The sequence below is a fragment of the Bradyrhizobium rifense genome, from assembly GCF_008123425.1.
GTDB lineage: Bacteria > Pseudomonadota > Alphaproteobacteria > Rhizobiales > Xanthobacteraceae > Bradyrhizobium > Bradyrhizobium rifense.
The window spans coordinates 171,440-195,525 of the sequence record NZ_VSSS01000016.1; the positions used below are offsets into that span (position 1 = coordinate 171,440).

A 24,086-nucleotide genomic window follows, 5' to 3' on the forward strand; every position below is an offset into this window, starting at 1 on the left:
TCACGTCATCGCAATCGGGCAACCGTTGCTGCCCGTGGCGCCCTTGATCGGGGCGGGGGCGAAGCAATAGACGAACTGGTACTTCTTGTCGGCGATCAGATCGTCGAAAAAGAGGTTCTCGTGGTTGTGGATGCCGTGCTTGGTCTGCAGCTCGGCGTGAACCACGAACGCGAGTGACTTGTCGGGATTGGGCACCACCTCGACCGCCCAGGTGTCCGCGCCGGTCAGCGCGAGATCCTTTTCGATCACCCATTTCGCGGCATCGAGGCCGATGCCCGGCTCGCCGCTGTTGAAGCGATCGTTGTTCTTCATCCACAGCGAGCCCCAGCCGGTGTGGAACATGATGGCGTCGCCCGGCTTGATGTCGCTCTCGGGAATGTTTTGCTTCGCCAGCGCGGCCTTGATATCGGCCGCGGAGATTTCCTGGCCGGCGTCCATCATCCCGCCCTTGAGCGCGACCATATCGACCAGATGCGCGCGGGTGAACAGCGGCTTGAGCTTCTCGACGCCGAGCTTCTTCAGGCCGTAGGCATCACTGATCTCCTGGGCGGTGAAGCCGTTGTAGAACTTCATCTCGTTCTTGTCGCCGTCGCGGCCCAGCTGAATACCGATATGGCCGAGGCCGTCGAACTGCGTGCCGGTCTGGCCGATCTCGGTGGTCAGGAATTCGTCGTGATAGACCATCTTGTTGTCGCCGAACGGGCCGCCGGTCGGGCTGCCGGGAATGCGCAGCGTGAAGGCGCGCGGACCGAACAACGGCATGCCACCTTCGTAGACGCGACCGATCTTGTAGATCTTGCCGTCCTTGATCCATTTCGCGGTGTCGAGAACTTTCTCCGGCGTGATGTGATTTGATGCGCCGCACTCGTCGTCCTTGCCCCATTTCGACGGCCACCACGGCTTGTCGGTGCCCTTGGGCATGGAGGTTGCAGTTTGCGCCTGGGCTTCGCTGATCGGTGCAAGGGAGAACTTGCCGTGCATCGAGCCGGCGAGCGCGGCTCCGGCAACGCCGGCGATGCCCGCGGTGCGGAGCAGGGTCCGGCGGTCCGTCGTGGAGCCGCCGCCGTCTTGATCTACGTTATTGATCTCGTTAGACATTGCACCCTCCCAGGTTGTGGTCAGACTATAATCTGACTCTGAAATTGTTTCCGCCAGCCTCCTCCTCCGCTACGCTGTTGTCCAGCGGCAAAAATAAGACAGTCGACGCGAGAGCTTTCCCATGAGTTTGTTTGAAAGCGACAAATCCGCGCAGCGGCTACCGGTGTCGCTGATCACCGGCTTTCTCGGCAGCGGCAAGACCACGTTGCTCAATCGCCTGCTGCGCCACGACGACATGACGGACAGCGCCGTCATCATCAACGAGTACGGCGAAGTCAGCTTCGATCATTTGCTGGTCGAGCGCGTCGATGGCGAGGTTGCCGTGCTCGCAAGCGGCTGCATCTGCTGCACCATCCGCAGCGACCTGGAGCAGACGCTGCGAGATCTTCTGGTGAAGCGGGACCGCGGCGAGATTCCGCCGTTCCGCCGCATCCTGGTCGAGACCACGGGGCTCGCCGATCCCGCGCCGATCGTGCAGCTGCTGCTCAACAACCCGCTCGTCTCGCACTTCCTGCGGCTCGACACGATCGTGACCACGGTCGACGCGGTCAACGCACCGCATCAGCTCGATCGTCAATACGAGGCGGTGAAGCAGGTCGCGCTTGCGGACCGCCTGCTGGTCACCAAGCGCGACCTGGTCGAGGACGTCGGCGCGCTGGAGCAGCGTTTACGCCAGCTCAATCCCGGCGCGAATATCGAAGCCGTCGATCACGGCGAGATCGATCCGGCAAACCTGTTCGGCGCCGGCCTGATCGATCCCGAGAAGAAAAGGATCGACGTCGCACGCTGGCTCAACGAGCACGCCTTCACCGGGCCGCACGCACATGCCGGCCATTCGCATCACGATCATCACGCGCCCCATGACCATCATGATCATGACGCGTCCATCATCAGCTTCATGCTGGCATTCGACGAACCGCTCGACTGGATGGCCGTGACCCACTGGCTCGCACACTTGCGCAACGCGCGCGGTGCGGATCTGTTGCGGGTGAAGGGGATTCTCAATCTTCAGGGCGAGCCGGCGCCCATCGTGATCCACGGCGTGCACCATGTCTTCCATCCGCCGGTGGCGCTGAGCGGCTGGCCCGACAACGATCGCCGCTCGCGCATTGTCTTCATCACGCGCGGGATTTCGCGCGCGGATGTGCTGGGCCTCTGGCAGGCGGTTCGCGCCGCGGCGTGACATGCGTCGAAATGAGGCGACGCTGCCCCTTCTCCCCTTGCGGGAGAAGGTGGCGCGAAGCGCCGGATGAGGGGTTGTCTCCGCGAATTCAAATGCGAGAGGCTCACGCGCGGATAGAACCCCTCACCCGTCTCGCCGCTTCGCGGCGAGCCATCCTCTCCCACAAGGCGCGAGGGTGCACCGTCAGCGCTGCGAGATTTCAGCTCAACCAGAATTTCGGCGTCGCCGGCTCCAGCCGGCCGCCCGCACGCACCGGCGCGATCCGCAGTGCGAGACCCGTCGCGTCATCCGTCTCCACTGCGACGCCGCTGAGCGTCGCCACGCCCGCCGCCGGCTCGAAGCGGCCCGACGGAATCCCCGACGTGAACCGACGCAGCGGCTCTTCCTTCTGCATGCCGATGATGGAGTCGTAGTCGCCGGTCATGCCGGCGTCGGTCATGTAGGCGGTGCCGCCGGTGAGGATCTGATGATCGGCGGTCGGCACATGGGTGTGCGTGCCGACGACGAGGCTGGCGCGGCCGTCGCAGAAGAAGCCGATGCCCTGCTTCTCGCTGGTCGCCTCGCAATGGAAGTCGACCACGATGGCGTCGGCGGCAACGCCGAGCGGACAGGCGCCGAGCTCGCGCTCGAGTGCGGCGAAGGGATCGTCGAACGGGGTCATGAAGACGCGGCCCAGCGCGTTGACGACGAGCGCGTGCTTGCCGTTCTTGGTCTCGACCAGGGCGGCGCCGCGACCGGGCGTGCCGCGCGGATAGTTCGCCGGTCGCACCAGGCGCTCGGCGCGCTCGATGAAGACGAGCGCCTCGCGCTGGTCCCAGGAGTGATTGCCGAGCGTCACCGCATCGGCGCCGGCATCGAGAAATTCCTGATAGATCGCTTCCGTGATGCCGAAGCCTCCGGCCGAATTCTCGCCGTTGACGACGACGAAATCGAGCGACCAGTCCTTGACCATGCCGGGCAGATATTCGGCGATGGCGTTGCGGCCGCTACGGCCGACGACATCACCCACGAAGAGAATGCGCAACTTCAGAACTCCGGAAATCAAACACGTCCGATTCCGTTAGCACATAATCCAGCGCCACGTCGTGGGCCAGTGCCGGAACCGCCTTGATCTCCTGCGCTGCAAAAGCGAGCCCGATGCCGACGATCTGCTTGGTCTTGCGGAGGTGCGCGAAGGTGTGGTCGTAGTGCCCCGCACCATAGCCGATGCGATGGCCGAGACGGTCGAAGGCGGCGAGCGGCGTCAGCATGATGTCGGGGATAACCTCGGCCGCGGCCGGCGACGGCTCCGGAATGCCGAGCGGGCCGAGCATCAGGCGGTCGTTCGGATGGAAGATGCGGAAGACCAGCGCCTGGCCGCGTGCGGTGACGCAGGGCAGCGCGAGTTTCGCGCCCTCCTCGGCGAGCTTCTTGAGCAGCGGCATCGGATCGATCTCGCTGCGGATCGGAGAGTAGCCGGAGACGATGCTGCCGGGCAGCAGCGTGAACGGCAGCCCGCGCTTGGCAAGTTTTGCAGCGGCCGCGATGCGTTTCTTTTCGCTCAGCGCGTCGCGCGCCGCGAGGGCTTTGGCGCGGAGTTCGGATTTGGTGTTGGTCATGTGCTTCGGTCCCGAGGCAGACCTGTCTGCCGTCATCACCCGCCTTGTACGCACTTGCGCACTGGAGCGGGAGATCCAGTATTCCAGAGACGCCAGTGCTTGAACCTTGACGCCGCGGCGTACTGGGTGCCCCGGTCCTCCGTGCGCAAGTGCGCACTAGGGGGCATGACACCGAGACTGAACCGCCAGCGTGTCGGGGACGCAATTTCAACAAGCACAAACCAAGCAAGCAAAAGTGCGAAGCCGCAGACGCCGTTGAAGCGCTCGATCCCGGAGTTCCCTACGAAAGTAGGTGGGCACCATATGTCCGGGCCCACGGGCCCGGCCAGGGACAGTTCCCTAAAGGATCGATAAGGCCCCGGGGATATATGGCTCCTGACGCGCGTAGCAGCCTCGCCTGGCCAATGTAACAACGATACTGACGAATCACCAGCCCGGCGAAGCGGGTGCTGGGAAAGTGCTCGGCCTGCATGGTTCGAGACGCCCGCTTAGGGCGGGCTCCTCACCATGAGGGTCCAAGATATCGCCGCGAAGCACGACCTCATCCTGAGGAGCCCGCCAAAGCGGGCGTCTCGAAGGATGGCCGCAAGCACGCACACCGTCAGCCGATCGCGATCCCGTTGCCGACGGTCCGGTTCAGGACCTGGGTCGACTTCTCGATGCGCTCGGCGGCGGCGTTCAGCGCGTTGACCACGGCGGTCTGGGTCATCCGGGCGCGCTCGACGGCGGCGTTGCGGAAATCCCGCAGTTCGGTCAGCTCCTGCTCCATGGTGCGGATGCGGTTGCCGGCGTCGATCAGCTCGTCGCAGACGGTCAGCGCCGCCATCACGGTGAGGCGCGCATCACCGATCTCGCCGAATTTTCCGCGCAGCGACTGAATCCGCGTCTCCAGGCCCTCGGCGAGCTTCAACAGCCGCACCTCCTGGCCCTCCTCGCAGGCCATGCGGTATTGGCGGGCGTTGATGGTGACGTTGATGTGGCTCATCCATCCTCTCCGGTATCGAGCACCGAGCGTATCGTGACGATCGCGGAATCCAGCCGATCGGAGATCTCGCGGTTGGTGCGCTCGAGCTTGCGCGCCTTCACCAATGCGCCGTCGAGCTCGTCGGCAAGCCGCGAACGATCCGCGCCCAGCGCCTGGATTCGCGTCGCGAGCTCGTTCTCGTCGCGGTCAGCATCGCGCCTTCGCTCGACCGCGCTTTCGAGCGCGTCGAGCGCCGCCGTGAGCCTGCGGGTCGCGATCTCGATCTCGACGGCAGAGGACTCCGTCATGGCGGAACTGTTGGAAACGCGATCGTTCATGCAGTCAGCGGCGAACCTGTGGGCCTTGCCCGTGGCCTTTGCATCGGGGCTTGCCGGCCGGCAAAAGACTCGGTTCGGCAAACGGTTAGAAGCAGAAATTTACGTGGCAAGCTAGCGGAGCGCAACGCCGCCGCGAAACTATGCACTGCTAGATCGGGATGGGATTCATCCCGATCCAGCAGCTCCTCTTGGGCATGATCTCGCCGGAAAACCGACTCGCCACTTTTCCGGATCATGCCGTAAGCAACTTTTACGGCCAAACCGGCGTTTGATTGCCTTGGCCTGCCGGAACCGAGATGCTATCCCAGCCCCGACTTTCAGTGGCCGAAAGGCTCCCTTCCGCGCGGGCGCAGTTCGCCGCCAAGCGCCTCATTTCAGACGGATTTCAGACATGACGCAGGTCGATCCCAACCGTATGGCCAACGCGATCCGCGGCCTCGCCATGGACGGTGTGGAGAAAGCGAAATCGGGCCACCCCGGCCTGCCGATGGGCGCCGCCGACATGGCCACGGTGCTGTTCACGCAGTTCCTGAAATTCGACGCCGCCGCAGTCAATTGGCCCGACCGCGACCGCTTCGTGCTCTCGGCCGGCCACGGCTCGATGCTGCTCTATGCGCTGCTGTATCTGACCGGCAACGCCGACATGACGCTGGACCAGCTCAAGCAATTCCGCCAGCTCGGCGGACTGACGCCGGGTCATCCTGAGAACTTCCACACCAAGGGCATCGAGACCACCACCGGCCCGCTCGGCCAGGGCATCTCGACTGCGGTCGGCATGGCGCTCGCCGAGAAGATGCTCGCCGCCGAGTTCGGCAAGAAGATCGTCGACCACCACACCTATGTGCTCGCCTCCGACGGCGACCTGATGGAAGGCGTGTCGCAGGAAGCGATCGCGATGGCCGGGCATTGGAAGCTCGGCAAGCTGATCGTGCTGTACGACGACAACGGCATCTCGATTGACGGCCCGACCTCGATCTCCGATTCCGTCGACCAGGTGAAGCGCTTCAAAGCCTGCGGCTGGGCCGCCGAGAAGATCGACGGCCATGATCAGGCTGCGATCGCTGCCGCCATCACCCGCGCGCAAAAATCCAACAAGCCGACGCTGATTGCCTGCCGAACCACCATCGGCTTCGGCGCGCCGCACAAGGCCGGCACGTCGAAGGCGCATGGCGAAGCGCTCGGCCCCGACGAGCTCAAGGCCGCCAAGGAAAATCTCGGCATCTCGCTCGAGCCGTTCTCCGTGCCTGATGACGTGCTGAAGGCCTGGCGCGCAGCCGGCTCGCGTGGCGCGACGGCACGACAGGAATGGGAAGGCCGGCTCGGTGAGCTCGGCAGCCGCAAGCGCGCCGAATTCGAGCGCCGCCTGCGCCACGAGCGTCCGGCCTCGCTCGCCAAGGCCGTGCGCGCCTACAAGAAGGAGCTGCTGGAAAAGCCGATGAATGCGGCCACCCGCAAATCGTCGGAAGCCGTGATCGAGGTGATCGCCGGCGCGATGCCGATGGAATTCCTCGCGGGCTCGGCCGACCTCACCGGCTCCAACAACAACAAGGCGAAGTCGGCGAGCGCCTTCTCCGCCAAGACGCCAAAAGGCCGCTTCATTCACTACGGCATCCGCGAGCACGGCATGTGTGCCGCGATGAACGGCATCTTCCTGCACGGCGGCTTTGCGCCGAACGGCGCGACCTTCCTGGTGTTCACCGACTATGCGCGTCCTGCGATGCGTCTCGCGGCACTCATGGGCACCGGCGTCGTCTACGTCATGACGCACGATTCCATCGGGCTTGGCGAAGACGGCCCGACCCATCAGCCGGTCGAGCATCTCGCAGCCCTTCGCGCCATTCCGAACATGCGCGTGTTCCGCCCCGCAGACTCAATCGAGGTCGCCGAGTGCTGGGAGCTTGCGCTCAATCGTATCGACGGTCCGACCGTGCTGGCGCTGACGCGTCAGAACCTGCCGCAGCTCCGCACCTCCGCGCCGAACGACGTTCCCTGCGCGGCCGGCGCCTACGAGCTGGTCGCAGCCCAGGGCGAAGCCAAGGCGACGCTGTTCGCCTCCGGCTCCGAGGTCGAGATCGCGGTGGCCGCCCAGAAGCAGCTCGCCGAACGCGGCATCCCGTCGCGGGTGGTGTCGGTGCCCTCGCTCGAGCTGTTGTTAGCGCAACCAGAGGCCAAGCGTGCCGCCATCATCGGCAATGCGCCGGTGAAGGTCGCAATCGAGGCCGCGGTGCGCTGGGGCTGGGATGCCGTGATCGGCCAGGATGGCGAATTTATCGGCATGCATTCCTTCGGCGCGAGCGCGCCGGCGAAGGACCTTTACAAGCATTTCGGCATTACCGCCGAGGCTGCGGTTAACGCTGTGCTGAAGCGCGTTACCTGAGAGTTGAGCTTGCCAAAAAAAAGGACTACGTAATCTCTCATATGATCAAGCACCGCCCGGCTGAACCGGGCGTCCGCCCCTAAAAAACCCTCGCAGGCGCGTACAGCGCGTTGTGCGGGAAGACTAGGCGTTATCGAGCCCGTCATTGAACGGTCATAAGGAGATGGAACATGGCAGTCCGCGTCGGAATTAACGGTTTTGGCCGCATCGGCCGCAACATCCTGCGGGCTATCGCCGAGTCCGGCCGCAAGGACATCGAGGTCGTCGGCATCAACGACCTCGGCCCGGTCGAGACCAACGCCCATCTCCTCCGTTTCGACAGCGTCCATGGCCGCTTCCCCGGCACCGTCACCGTCGACGGCGACTCGATCAGCCTCGGCAACGGCAAGATCAAGGTGACCGCCGAGCGCGATCCCTCAAAACTGCCCTGGAAGGATCTCGGCGTCGACATCGCGATGGAATGCACCGGCATCTTCACCGCGAAGGACAAGGCCTCCGCGCATCTGACCGCCGGCGCCAAGCGCGTGCTGGTCTCCGCGCCGGCCGACGGCGCCGATGCCACCATCGTCTACGGCGTCAACCACGACACGCTGACCAAGGACCACATGGTGGTCTCCAACGGCTCCTGCACCACCAATTGCCTGGCGCCGGTCGCCAAGGTGCTGAACGACCTCGTCGGCATCGAGACCGGCTTCATGACCACGATCCACGCCTACACCGGCGACCAGCCGACGCTGGACACGCTGCACAAGGATCTCTATCGCGGCCGTGCGGCGGCGATGTCGATGATCCCGACCTCGACCGGTGCCGCCAAGGCGATCGGCCTGGTGCTGCCCGAGCTGAAGGGCAAGCTCGACGGCGTCTCGATCCGCGTGCCGTCGCCGAACGTCTCGGTCATCGACCTCAAGATCGTCGCCAAGCGCGCCACCGACGCCAAGGAAATCAACGCGGCGATGAAGCGCGCCTCCGAGCAGCAGCTCAAGGGCATTCTCGGCTACACCAATCAGCCGAACGTCTCGATCGACTTCAACCACGACCCGCACTCCTCGACCTTCCACGAGGACCAGACCAAGGTGCAGAACGGCACGCTGGTGCGCGTGATGGCCTGGTACGACAACGAGTGGGGTTTCTCGAACCGCATGGCGGACACCGCCGTTGCGTTCGCGAAGGTGATCTAAGGGGAGCGTTATGCTTCCTGCCTGGATCGGAATTCCTGGCGTCATTCTGCTGTTCGCATTGATCGCGTATGGCATGCGCCAGGGAGACAAGGTGACGACCAGGCAGGAAGGCAATCCACCCGAGCGCGATGGTTCATAGCGTCGCCAGCCAACGAGTGATCAGGACATGGCCAAATTCCGCACCCTCGACGACGTCGACGTGAAGGGCAAGCGCGTGCTGCTGCGCGTCGATCTCAACGTGCCCATGGACAACGGCCGCGTCAGCGACGCGACCCGGCTCGAGCGCGTCGCGCCGACCATCAATGAAATCTCCGACAAGGGCGGCAAGGTCATCCTGCTCGCGCATTTCGGCCGGCCGAAGGGCCGCGATGCCAAGGACTCGCTTCTGCCCGTTGCTGAAGCGCTGTCGAAGGTCGTGAAGAAGCCCGTCGCGTTTGCCGACGATTGCATCGGCGAGCCCGCGGCCAAGGCCGTGGCCGCGCTGAGCGACGGCGACATCCTCTGCCTGGAAAACACCCGCTTCCACAAGGAAGAGGAAAAGAACGATCCGGCCTTCGTCGCGGAATTGGCAAAGCTCGGCGACATCTGGGTCAGCGACGCGTTCTCGGCGGCGCACCGCGCCCATGCCTCGACCGAAGGTCTCGGCCACAAGCTGCCGGCCTATGCCGGCCGCACCATGCAGGCCGAGCTCGATGCGCTGGAAAAGGCGCTGGGTTCGCCGACCAAGCCGGTCATCGCCATCATCGGCGGCGCAAAGGTCTCGACCAAGATCGACCTGCTCGAAAACCTCGTCAACAAGGTCGACGCGCTGGTGATCGGCGGCGGCATGGCCAACACCTTCCTGCACGCCCAGGGCGTCGGCGTCGGCAAGTCGCTGGCCGAGAAGGATCTCGCGCCCACGGCGCTGCGCATCATGGAGAAGGCGGAAGCCGCCAACTGCGCCATCATTCTCCCCGTCGATGCCACGGTCGCCTATCACTTCGCCGCCAATGCGCCGTCGCATGCCTATGGGCTCGATGCGATCCCGGCCGACGGCATGATCCTCGACGTCGGCCCGCAGTCGATCGCGCGCATCCACGCGGCCATCGACGACGCCGCGACGCTGGTCTGGAACGGACCGCTCGGCGCCTTCGAGATGCAGCCGTTCGACCGCGGCACGATGGCGGCCGCCAAGCATGCCGCCGAGCGCACCAAGGCCAGGAAACTGATCTCGATCGCGGGCGGCGGCGACACCGTTGCGGCCCTCAACCAGGCCCATGTGGCAGGTCAATTCACCTATGTCTCGACCGCCGGTGGCGCATTTCTTGAATGGATGGAGGGCAAGCCCCTGCCCGGCGTCGAAGTTCTGCGCATCAAGTAATCAGACGGCAAGAAACAAACGGCCCTGGGGCCCGAACGGAGAAAAAGACAGATGGCTCGGATCACGTTGCGTCAATTGCTCGACCATGCGGCGGAGAACGATTACGGCGTCCCGGCCTTCAATATCAACAACATGGAGCAGGCGCTGGCGATCATGGACGCGGCCAACCAGGTCGACGCGCCCGTCATCATCCAGGCCTCGCGCGGTGCGCGCTCCTACGCCAACGACGTCATGCTCAAGCACATGATGGACGCGGTGACCGAGATCTACCCGCACATCCCGGTCTGCGTGCATCTCGACCACGGCAACGAGGCCGCGACCTGCATGACCGCGATCCAGGCCGGTTTCACCTCGGTGATGATGGACGGCTCGCTCAAGGCCGACGGCAAGACCCCCGGCGACTGGACCTACAATGTCGGCGTCACCAAGACCGTGACCGACATGGCCCATCTCGGCGGTATCTCGGTCGAGGGTGAGCTCGGCGTGCTCGGCTCGCTCGAGACCGGCATGGGCGACAAGGAAGACGGCCACGGCGCCGAAGGCAAGCTGAGCCACGACCAGCTGCTGACCAATCCCGACGAGGCCGTGAAGTTCGTCCAGGAGACCAAGGTCGACGCGCTCGCGATCGCGATGGGCACCTCACACGGCGCCTACAAGTTTACCCGCAAGCCTGACGGCGACATCCTCGCCATGAACGTGATCGAGGAGATCCACCGCAAGCTGCCGAACACGCATCTGGTGATGCACGGCTCCTCCTCGGTGCCGCAGGACCTGCAGGACATCATCAACGCCTATGGCGGCAAGATGAAGCCGACCTGGGGCGTGCCGGTCGCCGAGATCCAGCGCGGCATCAAGCACGGCGTGCGCAAGATCAACATCGACACCGACAACCGCATGGCCATGACCGGCCAGATCCGCAAGGTGCTGACGGACAATCCGGAAGAGTTCGATCCGCGCAAGTACCTGAAGCCGGCGATGGAAGCCATGGTCAAGCTGTGCAAGCAGCGGCTCCAGGAGTTCAACACAGCAGGCCAGGCCTCCAAGTTCAAGAAGATCCTGCCCCCCGCCGACATGGCCAAGCGCTACGCCAAGGGCGAGCTGGATCCGAAGGTGGCGTAAGAACCGCGCTCTATCGCTCCCTCGCCCCGCCCTTCGCGGGGAGAGGGTCGGGGTGAGGGGCTCTCTCGGCGAGTTGTCCCCTATCGATAGACCTGTACCCCCTCACCCGGTCGCTTCGCGACCGACCTCTCCCCGCAAGCGGGGCGAGGTGAAGGGTAGCCCAGCCGGGCGAGCCATTTTACCCGACGACCTCCCCCCTTTTACCCTCCGACGAACGATAACTCGGCAATTGCCCGAGAACCGTCTATTTTCACAGGCAAGGGCAGAATCGTTTTGGGAGGAACTCTCGATGAATCTGACTGAGCTCAACGGAATCGCGACCGCCATGGTCGCACCCGGCAAGGGCATTCTTGCCGCCGACGAATCCTCCGGCACCATCAAGAAGCGGTTCGACGCGATCGGCGTGGAATCGACCGAAGGCAACCGCCGCGACTATCGCGAGATGCTGTTCCGCGCCAAGGAAGCCATGAGCCGGTACATCTCGGGCGTGATCCTCTATGACGAGACGATCTGGCAGGATGCAAAGGACGGCACGCCGCTGGTCAAGCTGATCGAGCAGAGCGGCGCCATCCCCGGCATCAAGGTCGACGAAGGCACGCAAGCCCTGCCGATGTGCCCCGGCGAAACAGTCACCGTCGGGCTCGACAAGCTCGCCGAGCGCTTGGCGAAATACTACGAACGCGGCGCGCGCTTCGCCAAATGGCGCGCGGTAATCGATATCGGCGGCGGCATCCCCTCGATGACCGCGATCAGCGTCAATGCCCATGCGCTGGCGCGCTATGCCGCGCTGTGCCAGGCCGCGCAGATCGTGCCGATCGTCGAGCCGGAAGTGCTGATGGACGGCGATCACGACATCGATCGCTGCTATGAGGTCACGCAGCGCGTACTCAACAAGACGTTCCAGGAATTGCGGGTGCAGCGCGTCGCGCTCGAAGGCATGGTGCTGAAGCCGAACATGGCGATCTCAGGCAAGAAATGCGCGAAGCAGGCTTCCGTCGAGGAGGTCGCGGAGAAGACGATCCGGCTGCTGAAGGCGTGCGTGCCCGCGGCAGTGCCCGGCATCGCCTTCCTCTCCGGCGGCCAGTCGGACGAAGAGGCGACCGCGCATCTCAACGCCATGCACAGGCTGGGCCCGCTGCCCTGGGGCCTGACGTTCTCCTATGGCCGCGCGTTGCAGGCCGCGCCGCAGAAGGCCTGGTCGGGCAAGACCGAGAACATCGCGGCCGGACAGAACGCATTCAGTCATCGTGCGCGCATGAATGGCCTCGCCTCCAGGGGCGAATGGCAAAGCAGCCTGGAAAAGAAGGCAGCCTAGATCTTGTCGAACAAATCGCCTCCGCCGCGCCCGGCGCCGCGCCTTTATCTCGCGACGCCTGTTGTCGATGATCCCGCCTCGCTGCTCGCCGAATTGCCGGCGCTGCTCGCAGCGGCCGATGTCGCGGCCGTGCTGGTGCGGTTGAAGGAGACCGACCAGCGCACCATGATCTCGCGGGTCAAGGCCCTGGCGCCGATCGTGCAGAACGCGGGCGCGGCCCTGCTCGTCGACGGCCACCCTGAGATCGTCGCGCGCGGCGGCGCCGATGGCGCACATCTGCCGGGCATCGCCGCACTGAAAGAGGCGATGCCGTCGCTCAAGCCCGATCGCATCGCCGGTGTCGGCGGACTGACGACGCGGCACCATTCCATGGATGCGGGCGAGATAGGCGCGGACTATCTGCTGTTCGGTGAGCCCGACGCGAACGGCCAGCGGCCGTCGGCACAAGCCATTGCCGAGCGGCTGGACTGGTGGGCCGAGCTGTTCGAGCCACCCTGCGTCGGTTTTGCCACTTCGTTCGAGGAGGCCCACGATTTCGCCGCCAGCGGCGCCGATTTCGTGCTGGTCGGCGATCTCGTCTGGGCGGATTCGCGCGGGCCAAAGGCCGCACTTATCGAGGCCGACGCCGCGATCAAGAGGGCCTTCACGGCTGTTGCCGCGGGCCAGGGCTAGCGCCCGTCATGACGCTCCCACGCATCACGCTTCTCACCACGCTGCTGCTGGCGGCGCCTGCGGCCGCGCAGCTCCAGATCACGCCGCCGGCAACGATCCCGAGCCCTGCGCCCGAAAAGCAGAAGTCCAAGGAGCCAGCAAAGGACAAGCCGAAGGTCGCGCCGCACACGATCACCAAGAAGAAGGAGGCCACGCCAAAGCCGTCGGCCTCGCCGAGCCCGACGCTGCCGGCAACCGTGATCCCGGCGCCTGCGACCGACAATTCCAACGTCGATCTGGTGTTCGGCGCCTATCAGCGCGGCCAGTACAAGACCGCCTTCGACCTCGCCAGCGCGCGCGCCAAGACCGGCGACGCCAAGGCCATGACCATGCTGGGCGAGCTCTACTCCAATGCCATGGGCATCAGGCGCGACTACGCCAAGGCGCTCGAATGGTACAAGCGCGCTTCTGATGCCGGCGACCGCGAGGCGATGTTTGCGCTCGCCATGCTGCGCATCTCCGGCCGCGGCGGCCCCGTCGACAAGGGCGAAGCCGTGAAGCTGATGGCCTCCGCCGCCAAGCTCGGCGAGCCCAAGGCGGCCTATAACCTCGCTCTGCTTTATCTGGACGGGCAAACCCTGCCGCAGGACGTCAAGCGCTCCGCCGAGCTGTTGCGCCAGGCAGCCGATGCCGGCCTGCCCGAGGCGCAATACGCGCTCGCGACCTTCTACAAGGAAGGAACCGGCGTGCCGAAGGACCCCGAACGGTCGGTGCGGCTGCTGCAGGCGGCGTCGCTGGCCGACAATGTCGATGCCGAGGTCGAATATGCCATCGCCATGTTCAACGGCACCGGCACGCCGAAGAACCAGCCCGCAGCCGTGGCCTTGCTGCGCAAGGCGTCCCGCCAGGGCAGCGCGATCGCGCAGAACCGCCTCGCCTGGGTCCTGATCAACGGCGTGGGCGCGACCGTGGACAAGATCGAGGGGTTCAAATGGCATCTGGTGGCCAAAACCTCCGGCAAGGGCGATCCGGAGCTCGACAAGCAGCTGTCCGATCTGCCCGCCGACGACCGCGCCAAGGCTGAGGCCGCGGCCAAGAAATGGCTCGGGACCAAATGACTTGACGTTTGCCCCCTCGCGGGGCACCCAATCCCCTCAAATGGCGCCCTGTCGCGCCGCTCCCCCCGATCAAGACCAGAGCTCATGCTGTATTCCGCCACTATCAATGTCATGGTCAAAGCCGCGCGCCGCGCCGGCCGCAGCCTCAAGCGCGATCTCGGCGAGATCGAGCATCTGCAGGTCTCGCTGAAGGGGCCGGCCAATTTCGTCTCGCTCGCCGACAAGCGCGCAGAAGAAATCCTCTACCAGGACCTCTCCAAGGCGCGGCCCGGTTACGGCTTCATCGGCGAGGAAGGCGGCACGCGGGAAGGCTCCGACAAGAGCCACACCTGGATCGTCGACCCGCTCGACGGCACCACCAACTTCCTGCACGGCATCCCGCAATTCGCGATTTCGATCGGTCTCGTGCGCGAGGGCACCATCATCGCCGGCGTGATCTACAACCCCGCCAATGACGAGCTCTACATCGCCGAGCGCGGCAAGGGCGTCTTCCTCAACGACCAGCGCCTGCGCGTGGCCGGCCGCCGCCAGCTCAACGAATGCGTGGTGGCCTGCGGCCTGCCCCATATCGGCCGCGGCGACCACGAGGAATTCCGCCGCGAGATGACCGCGATCCAGGACCGCGTCGCAGGCCTCCGCCGCTTCGGCGCCGCCTCCCTCGACCTGGCCTTCGTCGCCGCCGGCCGTCTCGACGGCTACTGGGAGCGCAATTTGCAATCCTGGGACATCGCCGCCGGTATGCTGATGGTGCGCGAAGCCGGCGGGACCGTCACCGACATCAGCACGCCGGGCGATGCCCTGGTCACCGGCGACGTCGTGTGCGGGAACGAGTTCGTGCACGGCGAGCTGGTGAAGATTTTGCGGAAGTAGGGGCCGTAGGACGACGGCTCGACCCGCAACGACCAGAGCACGATGGAGTCAGGTTCGATCGGCGTCCGGGATCACCTCTCCCCGACGGGGAGAGGTCGGATTGCGTAGCAATCCGGGTGAGGGGCTGCGGCAACCAGTGAGAGCAGAACCCCTCACCCGGACCGCATCTTCGATGCGATCCGACCTCTCCCTACGGGAGAGGTGACCTGAGCTCTCGGTTCGCATCGATTCAACCAAAACACACTCCGCTTTAAGCGTCGTCTTCGTCGGATTCCTCGTCCCGATATTCACCGCCAATGGTCAGGCCCTCGATGGTCGTGGCGCCTTTCGGCTTGATCACCCGGCGAGGCGGCACCGAGCTCTCGCTTCGCAATGCCTCCATCAGTTGTTCCGAATGCGTGACAATCCAGATGTCTGCGCGGTGTGACGCCTTGGCGACCAGCCGCGCCAATGGCGCCAGCAGCGACGGATGCAGGCTGGTCTCCGGTTCGTTCAGCGCGATGAAGGGCGGCAACCGATACCCCATGAATACTGCGAGCAGGCAGATGTATTTCAGCGTCCCATCGGACAATTCGTGGGCCCTGAACGGCCGCGGCATATCCGCCAGTTGCAGATCGAATTCACACCAGCCATTTTGCTCCCATGCGCGGAGCTCTGCGCCCGGGAATGCATCCTCGATCGCGTCCTGCAAGTCGGTGGCATCTTCCCGAATCGAATAGAGGGTCGCCAGGGCGGCAGCCAAATCGGTGCCATCGGCACTGAGCGAGGGCGTCGTGATCGCCAGACACGGCTTTCGTATCGGCGACGCCGGATCGGTGCGAAAGTCATGATAGAATCGCCAGCCCAGCATCGCGTTTCTGATCAGGTCGATCTCAGGGCATTCCTTGCCATCGGAAAAACCCGCAAGCGCCGTCTCTGACGGCAGCACCGCATCCTTGTGGCTGTTCCAGGCGCCGCTCTCGCCGCGGACGCTGACGAGCGAATTCGTTCGCGCCATCAGCTGAACCTTACGTTTGCCTTGTGTCGTCTCGATACTTTCAGCCTTGATCATCGGCTCGCCGGAAAATGCCGCCTCAACCGGGCCGGGATGTCCGAGCTCAATGGAATATCTGAGACGATCGAACTTGGCCGACAAACGCAGTCGCCCATCCTCGCCTCGCTTGCGAAGGCCGGACCAGCAGACGGAATTCAATCCACCTTCCTCGGCGATCGTGCGCGTAATTCGACCTGTTGCCGCGTCGCGCAATAGTGACAAGGACTTGTAGAGATTGGATTTGCCGACACCATTCTCACCCACAAACACGGACAAGGGGTGGATGGGTATCGAGAGCTGCCGAATGGAGCGATAGTTGGAGATCGCAACGTCGGTCGGACGCATCACATGCTCTCAATCGGCGGGTTGGCTGTGCATTCGCGCTGCGATGCGAATACATGCTCTTTCAATCCAGAGATGCAGTCTGGATTGACGACCCCGAGAAAGCAAGCCGACCGATCCGGCGGTCAGTGGCCGGCCCTCATGCCGCCGATAAAGGGAGGCCGCAAATCGCGGCCTCCGGTCTCAAATCGTGCGTATTACCACGCCACCCATTTGCGGCCGTGCCAGTAGCCGCGTCCCTCGTGCTCCCTAAAAGCAAACTTTTCGCGCGGCCCCCACTTCCAATTGTCCTCATGGACGACGACGCCCGCTTCGTGCGGAAACTCATAGGCTTCCTGCGTGTGCCAGCAGGTGTGGCCCTGGCACACGATCGCCGCCGATGCGGTGAAGGTCGACATCATCAGCACGCCGGTGCCGACAGCGGCAGCGGAAAGGATCTTCTTCAACATGTGGACGGTTTCTCCGTGGAACCCCTAACCCCGCGGGCAAACACATTTGCCCGCGCGCGGTTCCGTCAGAAAACGTGAAGCTTTCGTAAGGATTCGCGCGGGTGCGTCGGCGCCTATGGCTTCACCGGTGCCGGCGGCCCGTACGCTTCGCCGCCTTTTGCCGCCGCCTTCTCCCGGTCACCCGCCAGCACGCGCTGCACCGAGACGAAGAACACCGGCACCATCAGCAGCGCCAGGATCACCACCGCGATCATGCCGCCCATCACGACGGTGCCGAGCGATTGCTGGCTGGCGCCGCCGGCGCCGTGAGCAATCGCCATCGGCAACACGCCGCAGATGAAGGCAAGGCCGGTCATCAGGATCGGGCGGAAGCGCAGGCGACAGGCCTCGATGGTGGCCTCCACCAGCGGCTTGCCTTCCTTGCGCAGATCCTTGGCGAACTCGATGATCAGGATGGCATCCTTGGCCGCGAGGCCGATGATGGTGATGAGGCCGACGGTGAAATAGACGTCGTTGGGCAGGCCGCGCAGCATCGCCGCGACCACAGCGCCGACGATACCGAGCGGCACGGTCAAGAGCACCGCGAGCGGAATGGTCCAGCTCTCGTAGAGTGCGGCAAGACACAGGAACACCACGAACACGGAGAGCGCGAGCAGGAACGGCGCCTGCGAGCCCGACAGCTTTTCCTGGAGCGACTGTCCGGTCCATTCGTAACCGAAGCCGCGCGGCAGTTTGCCGGCGAGCTTCTCCATCTCGGCGATCGCGTCGCCCGACGTGAAGCCGGGTTTTGCCTCACCCGAGATACGCACGGCGGGATAGTAGTTGAAGCCGGCAATCTGCGTCGGACCGCGCGACCATTCGACCGTCGCAAAGGAGGAGAACGGCACCAGCTGGCCGTGAGAGTTCCTGACGTTGTAGTTGAGGATGTCCTCGGTCCTCATGCGGTCGCGGCTGTCGGCCTGCACCACGACGCGCTGCATGCGGCCGCGGTTCGGGAAGTCGTTGATGTAGTTCGAGCCGAGATTGGTCGAGATGGTGTTGTTGATGTCCTCGAAGGTGACGCCGAACGCGCCGGCCTTCTCTCGGTCGATCACGAGATTGACCACGCCCGCCTCGGGCAGGCCCTCGACATAGACCTTCTGGAGCACCGAACTCGCATTGGCCTCGGCGATCAACTGGTCGGCGGCGCGCATCAGCGCCGGATAGCCCTTCTGGCCGCGGTCCTGGAGCCGGAACGAGAAGCCCGAGGAATTGCCGAGATTGTCGATCGGCGGCGGCTGCAGCGCCGAGATCTTGGCATCGCGGATCGACGACGACAGATCGCGGTTGATGTCGTTGACGATCGCGGCAGCAGATTCCTTCGGCCCGCGCTCCGACCAGTCCTTCAGCGTGATAAAGGCCTGCGCGGTGTTCATGCCCTGACCTGAGAAGCTGAAGCCGGTAAGGAAAGTGACGTTGTCGACACCCGGCCGCTGCGCCAGATATTTTTCGACCTTTTCGATCACGGCCTCGGTGCGGCCGTAGGACGAGTCGGACGGCGTCTGCACGTCGGTGGTGACAAAACCCTGGTCGTCGACCGGCAGGAAGCCGCCGGGCAGATTGACGAAGGCCCAGGACAGGCCGGCGAGCAGCGCGACATAGACCAGCATCAAACGACCCGTGCGCTTCAGCGAGAAGCCGACGGTGCGGGAGTAACCCTCCTTGCTGCCCTCGAGCATGCGGTTGAACCAGCCGAACACGCCCTTCCTGGCATGGCCGTGACCAGCCGTGACAGGCTTCAGAATCGTCGCGCACAGCGCCGGCGTCAGCGACAGCGCCAGGAAGGCGGAGAAGCCGATCGCCGCGACCATGGTCACCGAGAACTGGCGGTAGATGATGCCGACCGAGCCCGGGAAGAACGCCATCGGCACGAACACGGCCATCAGCACCAGCGTGATGCCGATGATGGCGCCCGAGATCTGCGACATCGCCTTCCGCGTCGCTTCCTTCGGCGGCAGGCCCTCCTCGGTCATGATGCGTTCGACATTCTCGACCACGACGATGGCGTCGTCGACGAGGATGCCGACCGCGAGCACCATGCCGAACATCGAGAGCATGTTGATGGAATAGCCGGCGAGCAGCAGCGTGGTACAGGCGCCCAGCAGCGCCACCGGCACCACGATGGTCGGAATGATGGTGTAGCGGATGTTCTGCAGAAACACGAACATCACGACGAACACCAGCACCACGGCTTCGACCAGCGTCGTCAGCACCTTCTTGATCGAGGCCTCGACCACGGGCGTGATGTTGTAGGGGATCTCGTAGGAGATGTTGGCCGGGAAGAAGCGCGACAGCTCCTTCATCTTCTCCTCGACCGCGCTTGCGGTCGCCAGCGCATTGCCGGTCGGCGACATCAGCACGGAGAGACCGGCGGTCGGCTTGCCGTTCAGGCGGGTGTTGAACTGGTAGCTGAGGCCGCCGACCTCGACGCGCGCGACATCCCGCAACCGCACGGTCGAACCATCGGCATTGGCGCGCAGGATGATGGCGCCGAATTCATCCGGCGACGACAGCTGGCCCTTGACCAGCACCAGCGCGGAGGTGCGCTGGCTGCCCGTCGATGGCTCCGCGCCGATGCTGCCCGAAGCAACTTGCGCGTTCTGTGCGGCGATCGCCTTGTTGACGTCGTCGGCGGTCAGCCCATAGCCGACCAGCTTGGCCGGATCGACCCAGACGCGTAGCGAACGTTCCGTCGAATAGAGCGTGGCGCGGCCAACGCCGGGAATGCGGCGGATTTCGCCGAGCACGTTGCGGATCATGAAGTCGCCGAGGCCGACTTCGTCGAGGCTGCCGTCGGTCGAGTTCAGCGTGATGATCTGGAGCACCGCGCTCGAGGCTTCCTCGATCAAAATGCCCTGCTGGATCACCGCGCGAGGCAGGCGTGCCTCGACGCGCTTGATGCGGTTCTGCACCTCGACCGATGCCGCGCTGGTGTCGGTGCCCGGCTGGAAATTGGCGATGATCTCGACCTGGCCGAGCGAATCGCTGGTCGATTCGAAATTGAGGATGCCGGAGGCGCCGTTGAGCTCCTCCTCGATCAACCGGGTAACGCTGTTGTAGAGGTTTTCCGGCGACGCGCCCGGGTAACTCGTCGAGATCGAGATCGAGGGCGGCGCGATGATCGGATATTGCGCGATCGGCAACAGCGGGACCGAGATCGCGCCGATCAGACAGATGAACAGCGCGACGACCCAGGCGAAAATCGGCCTGTCGATGAAGAAGCTCGCCATGATGCGTTACCGCGCGGCCTTGAGGGCGTGGCGGTTGTCCGCGCTCGCCTCGGCCTCGGACCAGGATTGCGGCCTGACCTTGTCGCCGGCCGCGAATTTCTGGAAACCTTCGACCACGACCTTGTCGCCGGCCTTCAGGCCTTCGGTGACGAACCAGACGCCGTCCTGCACCGAGCCGGTGCGCACCGGCTGCACCGCGATGCGGTTGTCGTCCTTGACGACGAACACCTCGCTGCCACCGCCGCCATTGCGCTGGACCGCCTGCTGCGGAACGGCAATGGCGTCGGAGTCGAGACCCTGGTCGAGGCGGACGCGGACATACATGCCCGGCAACAGCTCGCGCTTGGGATTGCGGAACTCGCCGCGCAACGTCACCTGGCCGGTATGCGCATCGACCTTGGCCTCGGAGAACAGCAGCTTGCCGTCGAGTCCATAGATCGTGTTGTCGTCGAGCACGAGGCGCACCTTGACGGCATCGGACTCGATGCGATCGAGGTCGCCGCTTTCGAAAGCGCGGCGCAGCTGATTGAGCTCGGTCACCGACTGGGTGAAGTCGGCATAGATCGGATCGAGCTGCTGGACTGTCGCAAGATTGGTCTCGTTCTGCACCACGAGCGCGCCCTCGCTGACGAGGGCCGCACCGACCACGCCGTCGATCGGCGCGCGCACGGTGGCATAATCGAGATTGAGCTTTGCGCGCGCGAGGTCGGCCTTGCGGCCCTCGACTTCAGCTTGAGCTTGGCGCTCGGCCGCAATGGTCTTTTCGTTCTCGGCTTCGGGCGCGGCGCGCTGGCTGGTCAGCGTCGCGATGCGGCGCGCCTGCTGCTGCGCCTGCATCAGCGCAGCCTCGGCCTTGTCGACCGCCGCGTCATTGGCCATCACCTCGACCTCGAACGGGCGCGGATCGATGCGATACAGCGCATCGCCCGCCTTCACCTCGCTGCCCTGGCGGAACAGCCGCTCGACCACGATGCCGGACACGCGAGGACGCACCTCGGCAACGCGCGTCGGCGAGATCCGGCCCGGCAGCTCGCGCACCACGGCGCGCGGCTGCGGCTTGACGGTGACGACGCTGACATCGGGTTCAGAAGTTTGGGCAGTGGCGACGGCGGAGGAGGATTCGTCGCAAGCGCCTAGCAGCGGCGCAAAGGCCGCGAGCATCATTGCAACGCATGCCGATCGCGCTCGAAGTCCTGACATGAAGTGGGGTGCCCCAAAATTGTTGAAACTGATCACGCGTCTCGCGCAATGCCCGTTCTGGACAATTTCTGCGCGGCTGATGCCATCAAAATAGAATGGACTTGCTGCGGCGCAACGCGTCTCGCAGGCGGCTCAATGCCACATGCGCTATCGCGCTGAGTTCAGGCTGATTTTGGGGACTCACTGGATTGTGAGTCGGGTTCCATCGTCGCGCGCTGCGACAGAACATCGCGGCGGCGCAGCCACTGCTCGTGCTTGTCAGCTCGATGTCATTGCGGGGATGGAGTTTGATGGGGTTCGCTTCGCTCGACCCATCCAGCGAACTACTGGGCTTGATCGTAAGCCTGCAGGATGCGGACAAAATCAGCCATGCTGGATCGATCCCGGTTTTCAGCCATAGCCGCAACCTGTGTATTGGACGCGGGCTGGCTTCCCAGCCAAAACCGCATGAGGAGATCGGCGATGTTTCTCATGGCGTACTCGCTGCACCAGATGTGTCAGTAAGCATCAGTTGAGCGGCAAAGCGCGGCTCAATCGGGAGAAAGGCCGATGGGCGCTACGCCGCCGGCCTTGTCCCGCAACTGCCGGCTCGTAGACCGGTTCCGTTGCTTTTCACTCTGGATGTATCGGTAACACCGAACATCTGGTCGCTGCCATCGCGCGCAGGTATGAAGTCGCCATACTTAGGTAGGCTTGGACTACGGCGCGGAATTCATTCGCACGCCCTACCCCGCCGCCTTCATCCGGTAGTGGCTCACGCCCCACTCCGATCCGTCGGCGTAACCGAACAGGCCGGCGGTGGCGAGAAAGAACCAGCGCCAGCGCCGCATCCACAGATAGGTCTCGTCGCCGTAGACGTTGCGCAAGGAGGCTTCGATCGCGTCGCGATGCGCATCGAAATTGGCGAGCCAGTCGATCGCGGTGCGTTGATAATGCGTGCCGCTCCAGCGCCATTCCTTCTCGATCGCGAAGATATCGTCATATTGGCGAATCAGCTGATGGCTCGGCATCACGCCGCCGGTGAAGAAGTGCTGCGCGATCCAGTCCTCGCGATTGGCGCGGTCGAACGCATAGGAGCCGGCGCGATGGGTGAAGATGTGCATGAAGAAGCGCCCCTCCGGCGCAAGCCACGCGCGCACGCGCGTCATCAGCTTGCGCCAGTTCATCATGTGCTCGAACATCTCGACCGAGACGATGCGGTCGAACTGGCCCTCCGGCGCGAACACGTTCATGTCGGCGGTGACGACGCGTAAGTTGAGCAGGCCGCGGCTCTGCGCGATGTCCTCGATATAGGCGCGCTGCGACTGCGAGTTCGACACAGCCGTCACCTTCGCATGCGGAAATTGCCGCGCGATCCACAGCGACAGCGAGCCCCAACCGCAGCCCAATTCGAGGATGGCCTGTCCGTCGGCGAGGCCGGCATGCTCGACGGTCTGGCGCAGCGCTTCCTCCTCGGCCTCCCGCAGCGTCGTCGCATCGTTACTATAGAAGCAGGACGAGTATTTGCGGTTCGGGCCCAGCACCTGCGCGAAGAAGCTTTGCGGCACTTCGTAATGCTGGGTGTTGGCTGCGTCGGTGTGCTCGGCGATCGGCCTGATCATCATCCGTCCGGCGAAGGCGGCATCGTCGGCGCCGGTGTGCGCGGCGAGCCGCGTTGCGGTGCGCGAGCACAGGCGCTGGATGGCGGCGCGGACCACGAGATCCGGCAGCGGCACGCGTTCGGCAGTCCCGATGATCGTGGACACGACGCTCATGCGGCCATTCCCTCTCTCGGTGGCATTGGAAAGAACATGCTGGTGCGGGATTGATAGGCGCGATAGCGCTCGCCGCGCGATCGCAGCATCTGCGCTTCCAAAGGCGGGATGCCGGTGACGTGGACCAGGATCCAGTACATGAAGATGGGCGCCAGCAGGCTGGCCCAGCCCCAGGGGTATCCGCTCGCGAGGCCGATCACGGGATAAGCGAGCCAACCGAACCATTCGAAGAAATAATTGGGATGGCGCGACCAGCGCCACAGCCCGGCATCGCAGACCTTGCCGCGATTGGCGGGGTCGTGCCGGAAGCGGCGCAGCTGCGCATCCGCCAGCGCCTCGCCCGCGATCCCGATCAGCAGGATCGCGGCACCCAGGACGTCCTGGATCCGCAAGGCGGGCACAGGGACGTGCGCGGCGACAAAAATGGAAAACACCAGCGGCACCGAACCCAGCGCCTGGTTCTGCAGGAAGATGAACATCCGCCGCGGCGCGTTGAGGCCCCACTCCGCGGCAAAGGCGGCGTAGCGGGGGTCATCGGTAATCCCGGTGGTGCGGATCGCGATATGGGTGCCCAGCCGGAGCGACCAGACCGCAACGAGGCCGGCGACCAGCCATTGCCGCTCATTGGGCCCCTCGCCCGCGAACGGCCACAGGGCGCTGCCCGCGCCGACCAACCCGACCGCAAAGGTCCAGATCGCATCGACCCAGCCGGAATTGCCTGTGCGCTGCTGTACAACCCAGGCGATCGCCATCAGGACCGCGAGCGAGAGCGCGATGGCCGCCAGTCCCGCAAGATACGTCGCCATGCAAAAATCCGAGCTAAGCCTGTGGAATGCCGATGTTTTGCAAAATACGTCTCAATCAAAGCGC

Annotated in this window: 22 protein-coding genes and 1 other RNA gene; 11 read left to right on the forward strand and 12 right to left on the reverse strand. The window is 64.5% G+C overall.

Translation table 11 applies throughout. The annotated features are described in order from the left end of the window. A complete protein-coding gene (locus tag FXB40_RS10260) occupies positions 1–1,098 on the reverse strand; it encodes a cyclase family protein (RefSeq protein ID WP_148772085.1) in 1,098 nt (365 codons plus the stop codon). Positions 1,099–1,219: 121 nt separating this feature from the next. On the opposite strand from FXB40_RS10260, the gene FXB40_RS10265 reads away from it, so the two are divergent. After that, the gene (locus tag FXB40_RS10265; RefSeq protein WP_148772086.1) at positions 1,220–2,281 is read left to right on the forward strand and encodes a CobW family GTP-binding protein; all 1,062 of its coding nucleotides are present in this window, start codon (positions 1,220–1,222) and stop codon (positions 2,279–2,281) included. A gap of 199 nt (positions 2,282–2,480) precedes the next feature. Here FXB40_RS10265 and FXB40_RS10270 read toward each other — a convergent pair whose 3' ends face one another. From FXB40_RS10270 to FXB40_RS10290, 5 genes are all read right to left on the reverse strand, one after another. Beyond that, positions 2,481–3,305 (reverse strand): TIGR00282 family metallophosphoesterase, encoded by an 825-nt coding sequence (locus FXB40_RS10270; protein ID WP_187436763.1) that lies wholly within the window; start codon positions 3,303–3,305, stop codon positions 2,481–2,483. Beyond that, positions 3,283–3,879, reverse strand: coding sequence for a 5-formyltetrahydrofolate cyclo-ligase (locus FXB40_RS10275; protein WP_148772087.1), 597 nt, complete (start codon positions 3,877–3,879; stop codon positions 3,283–3,285). Before FXB40_RS10275 ends, FXB40_RS10270 begins: the two co-directional genes overlap by 23 nt. A gap of 236 nt (positions 3,880–4,115) precedes the next feature. Beyond that, a non-coding RNA gene (gene ssrS / locus FXB40_RS10280) (6S RNA) lies at positions 4,116–4,276 on the reverse strand. 204 nt (positions 4,277–4,480) lie between these two features. Beyond that, positions 4,481–4,864 (reverse strand): cell division protein ZapA, encoded by a 384-nt coding sequence (locus tag FXB40_RS10285; RefSeq protein WP_148772088.1) that lies wholly within the window; start codon positions 4,862–4,864, stop codon positions 4,481–4,483. After that, complete coding sequence (locus FXB40_RS10290) at positions 4,861–5,181, reverse strand: DUF4164 domain-containing protein (RefSeq protein WP_027530137.1); 321 nt, start codon at positions 5,179–5,181, stop codon at positions 4,861–4,863. The genes FXB40_RS10285 and FXB40_RS10290 overlap by 4 nt, the downstream gene beginning before the upstream one ends. Here FXB40_RS10290 and FXB40_RS47735 point away from each other — a divergent pair. The 9 genes from FXB40_RS47735 (at position 5,150) to FXB40_RS10330 (ending at position 15,169) form a co-directional block, all read left to right on the forward strand. Continuing rightward, positions 5,150–5,296: a hypothetical protein gene (locus tag FXB40_RS47735; protein WP_187436773.1), complete on the forward strand. Its 147-nt coding sequence runs from the start codon at positions 5,150–5,152 to the stop codon at positions 5,294–5,296. The two genes, FXB40_RS10290 and FXB40_RS47735, sit on opposite strands and share 32 nt — an antisense overlap. A gap of 276 nt (positions 5,297–5,572) precedes the next feature. After that, positions 5,573–7,558: a transketolase gene (gene tkt / locus FXB40_RS10295; protein WP_148772089.1), complete on the forward strand. Its 1,986-nt coding sequence runs from the start codon at positions 5,573–5,575 to the stop codon at positions 7,556–7,558. A 170-nt stretch (positions 7,559–7,728) separates the two neighbouring features. Continuing rightward, on the forward strand, positions 7,729–8,736 hold the full coding sequence (gene gap / locus FXB40_RS10300) for a type I glyceraldehyde-3-phosphate dehydrogenase (protein WP_148772090.1): 1,008 nt from the start codon (positions 7,729–7,731) through the stop codon (positions 8,734–8,736). 166 nt (positions 8,737–8,902) lie between these two features. After that, positions 8,903–10,096 (forward strand): phosphoglycerate kinase, encoded by a 1,194-nt coding sequence (locus FXB40_RS10305; protein ID WP_148772091.1) that lies wholly within the window; start codon positions 8,903–8,905, stop codon positions 10,094–10,096. A 51-nt stretch (positions 10,097–10,147) separates the two neighbouring features. Then, a complete protein-coding gene (gene fba / locus FXB40_RS10310) occupies positions 10,148–11,215 on the forward strand; it encodes a class II fructose-bisphosphate aldolase (RefSeq protein ID WP_148772092.1) in 1,068 nt (355 codons plus the stop codon). A gap of 289 nt (positions 11,216–11,504) precedes the next feature. Then, positions 11,505–12,530 carry a class I fructose-bisphosphate aldolase gene (locus tag FXB40_RS10315; RefSeq protein WP_148772093.1) on the forward strand — a complete coding sequence of 342 codons (1,026 nt, stop codon included), beginning with the start codon at positions 11,505–11,507 and terminating at the stop codon, positions 12,528–12,530. Positions 12,531–12,533: 3 nt separating this feature from the next. Beyond that, a complete protein-coding gene (locus tag FXB40_RS10320) occupies positions 12,534–13,202 on the forward strand; it encodes a thiamine phosphate synthase (protein ID WP_148772094.1) in 669 nt (222 codons plus the stop codon). Positions 13,203–13,210: 8 nt separating this feature from the next. Next, positions 13,211–14,299 carry a tetratricopeptide repeat protein gene (locus tag FXB40_RS10325; RefSeq protein ID WP_148772095.1) on the forward strand — a complete coding sequence of 363 codons (1,089 nt, stop codon included), beginning with the start codon at positions 13,211–13,213 and terminating at the stop codon, positions 14,297–14,299. 84 nt (positions 14,300–14,383) lie between these two features. Beyond that, positions 14,384–15,169, forward strand: coding sequence for an inositol monophosphatase family protein (locus tag FXB40_RS10330; RefSeq protein WP_148772096.1), 786 nt, complete (start codon positions 14,384–14,386; stop codon positions 15,167–15,169). A gap of 250 nt (positions 15,170–15,419) precedes the next feature. Here the strand turns inward: FXB40_RS10330 and FXB40_RS10335 are convergent, their stop codons facing one another. The 4 genes from FXB40_RS10335 to FXB40_RS10350 all read right to left on the reverse strand — a co-directional run bounded on the left by FXB40_RS10335 (position 15,420) and on the right by FXB40_RS10350 (position 21,462). Further along, positions 15,420–16,547: an AAA family ATPase gene (locus FXB40_RS10335; RefSeq protein ID WP_148772097.1), complete on the reverse strand. Its 1,128-nt coding sequence runs from the start codon at positions 16,545–16,547 to the stop codon at positions 15,420–15,422. A 194-nt stretch (positions 16,548–16,741) separates the two neighbouring features. Further along, complete coding sequence (locus tag FXB40_RS10340) at positions 16,742–16,993, reverse strand: hypothetical protein (protein WP_148772098.1); 252 nt, start codon at positions 16,991–16,993, stop codon at positions 16,742–16,744. Between the two features lie 113 nt (positions 16,994–17,106). Beyond that, entirely contained in the window at positions 17,107–20,262 is a 3,156-nt protein-coding gene (locus tag FXB40_RS10345) for a multidrug efflux RND transporter permease subunit (protein ID WP_148772099.1), read from the reverse strand. Between the two features lie 6 nt (positions 20,263–20,268). Beyond that, on the reverse strand, positions 20,269–21,462 hold the full coding sequence (locus FXB40_RS10350; RefSeq protein ID WP_148772100.1) for an efflux RND transporter periplasmic adaptor subunit: 1,194 nt from the start codon (positions 21,460–21,462) through the stop codon (positions 20,269–20,271). A 290-nt stretch (positions 21,463–21,752) separates the two neighbouring features. On the opposite strand from FXB40_RS10350, the gene FXB40_RS47740 reads away from it, so the two are divergent. Next, entirely contained in the window at positions 21,753–21,977 is a 225-nt protein-coding gene (locus tag FXB40_RS47740; RefSeq protein WP_187436764.1) for a hypothetical protein, read from the forward strand. A 210-nt stretch (positions 21,978–22,187) separates the two neighbouring features. Here the strand turns inward: FXB40_RS47740 and FXB40_RS10355 are convergent, their stop codons facing one another. After that, positions 22,188–23,216 carry an SAM-dependent methyltransferase gene (locus FXB40_RS10355; protein WP_148772101.1) on the reverse strand — a complete coding sequence of 343 codons (1,029 nt, stop codon included), beginning with the start codon at positions 23,214–23,216 and terminating at the stop codon, positions 22,188–22,190. Further along, positions 23,213–24,022: a DUF1295 domain-containing protein gene (locus FXB40_RS10360; RefSeq protein ID WP_148772102.1), complete on the reverse strand. Its 810-nt coding sequence runs from the start codon at positions 24,020–24,022 to the stop codon at positions 23,213–23,215. Before FXB40_RS10360 ends, FXB40_RS10355 begins: the two co-directional genes overlap by 4 nt. Between the last annotated feature and the right edge of the window lie 64 nt (positions 24,023–24,086).

Excerpts from the sequence above, each read along its gene's own strand:
- FXB40_RS10260 (WP_148772085.1), bottom strand. The coding sequence starts at position 1,098 with ATGTCTAACGAGATCAATAACGTAGATCAAGACGGCGGCGGCTCCACG.
- FXB40_RS10265 (WP_148772086.1), top strand. The coding sequence starts at position 1,220 with ATGAGTTTGTTTGAAAGCGACAAATCCGCGCAGCGGCTACCGGTGTCG.
- FXB40_RS10275 (WP_148772087.1), bottom strand. The coding sequence starts at position 3,879 with ATGACCAACACCAAATCCGAACTCCGCGCCAAAGCCCTCGCGGCGCGC.
- FXB40_RS10285 (WP_148772088.1), bottom strand. The coding sequence starts at position 4,864 with ATGAGCCACATCAACGTCACCATCAACGCCCGCCAATACCGCATGGCC.
- FXB40_RS47735 (WP_187436773.1), top strand. The coding sequence starts at position 5,150 with ATGGCGGAACTGTTGGAAACGCGATCGTTCATGCAGTCAGCGGCGAAC.
- FXB40_RS10290 (WP_027530137.1), bottom strand. The coding sequence starts at position 5,181 with ATGAACGATCGCGTTTCCAACAGTTCCGCCATGACGGAGTCCTCTGCC.
- tkt (WP_148772089.1), top strand. The coding sequence starts at position 5,573 with ATGACGCAGGTCGATCCCAACCGTATGGCCAACGCGATCCGCGGCCTC.
- gap (WP_148772090.1), top strand. The coding sequence starts at position 7,729 with ATGGCAGTCCGCGTCGGAATTAACGGTTTTGGCCGCATCGGCCGCAAC.
- FXB40_RS10305 (WP_148772091.1), top strand. The coding sequence starts at position 8,903 with ATGGCCAAATTCCGCACCCTCGACGACGTCGACGTGAAGGGCAAGCGC.
- fba (WP_148772092.1), top strand. The coding sequence starts at position 10,148 with ATGGCTCGGATCACGTTGCGTCAATTGCTCGACCATGCGGCGGAGAAC.
- FXB40_RS10315 (WP_148772093.1), top strand. The coding sequence starts at position 11,505 with ATGAATCTGACTGAGCTCAACGGAATCGCGACCGCCATGGTCGCACCC.
- FXB40_RS10325 (WP_148772095.1), top strand. The coding sequence starts at position 13,211 with ATGACGCTCCCACGCATCACGCTTCTCACCACGCTGCTGCTGGCGGCG.
- FXB40_RS10330 (WP_148772096.1), top strand. The coding sequence starts at position 14,384 with ATGCTGTATTCCGCCACTATCAATGTCATGGTCAAAGCCGCGCGCCGC.
- FXB40_RS10335 (WP_148772097.1), bottom strand. The coding sequence starts at position 16,547 with ATGCGTCCGACCGACGTTGCGATCTCCAACTATCGCTCCATTCGGCAG.
- FXB40_RS10340 (WP_148772098.1), bottom strand. The coding sequence starts at position 16,993 with ATGTTGAAGAAGATCCTTTCCGCTGCCGCTGTCGGCACCGGCGTGCTG.
- FXB40_RS10345 (WP_148772099.1), bottom strand. The coding sequence starts at position 20,262 with ATGGCGAGCTTCTTCATCGACAGGCCGATTTTCGCCTGGGTCGTCGCG.
- FXB40_RS10350 (WP_148772100.1), bottom strand. The coding sequence starts at position 21,462 with ATGTCAGGACTTCGAGCGCGATCGGCATGCGTTGCAATGATGCTCGCG.
- FXB40_RS47740 (WP_187436764.1), top strand. The coding sequence starts at position 21,753 with ATGGGGTTCGCTTCGCTCGACCCATCCAGCGAACTACTGGGCTTGATC.
- FXB40_RS10355 (WP_148772101.1), bottom strand. The coding sequence starts at position 23,216 with ATGAGCGTCGTGTCCACGATCATCGGGACTGCCGAACGCGTGCCGCTG.
- FXB40_RS10360 (WP_148772102.1), bottom strand. The coding sequence starts at position 24,022 with ATGGCGACGTATCTTGCGGGACTGGCGGCCATCGCGCTCTCGCTCGCG.